Origin of the sequence: Burkholderia sp. Bp8998 (assembly GCF_003854235.1) — a bacterium.
In the GTDB taxonomy this organism is placed as follows: Bacteria; Pseudomonadota; Gammaproteobacteria; order Burkholderiales; family Burkholderiaceae; genus Burkholderia.
Genome location: NZ_QTQF01000156.1, coordinates 1 through 655 on the forward strand (window position 1 = coordinate 1; position 655 = coordinate 655).

Here is a 655-nt window from a genome sequence, read left to right on the forward strand (position 1 = left end):
TCCGGCTTGTCCTGCTTCGCGTGCAGCAGCACGAACGTCGCGCCGACGACCGGCCATGCTTCCTTGCCCGGCTGGTTCGTCAGGATCTGGTAGAACGACTTCGTCCAGTTCGCGCCGGCAGCAGCGGCCTTGAACGTTTCCGTCTTCGGCTCGACCACCGTGCCCGTCGAATTCTTCAGGGCAGTGTAGGTCATGTTGTTCTTCTTCGCGTACGCCCACTCGACGTAGCCGACCGCGCCCGGCAGGCGCTGCACGAAGGCCGCGACGCCGTCGTTGCCCTTGCCGCCCGTGCCCGTCGGCCAGTTGACCGTCGTGCCTTCGCCGACCTTCGACTTCCACTCGTCGTTGACCTTCGACAGGTAGTTCGTCCAGATGAAGCTCGTGCCCGAGCCGTCAGCGCGGCGAACAACGGCGATGTCCGTATCCGGCAGCTTGACCTTCGGGTTCAGCGCGGCGATCGCCGGGTCGTTCCACTTCTTGATCTTGCCGAGGTAGATGTCGCCGAGCACCGGGCCCGACAGCGTCAGTTCGCCGGCCTTCACGCCCGGCACGTTGACGACCGGCACCACGCCGCCGACCACCGTCGGGAACTGGAACAGGCCTTCCTTCGCGAGTTCTTCATCCTTCAGCGGAGCGTCCGAACCGGCAAAATCGA

1 protein-coding gene is annotated in these 655 nt (G+C 64.9%); it reads right to left on the reverse strand.

Features of this window, described 5'->3' with window-relative positions; all coding sequences use genetic code 11:
- Positions 1 to 655, reverse strand: a 655-nt coding sequence (gene pstS, locus DIE06_RS37935; RefSeq protein WP_124665754.1) for a phosphate ABC transporter substrate-binding protein PstS, incomplete at both ends; no start/stop codon positions are given.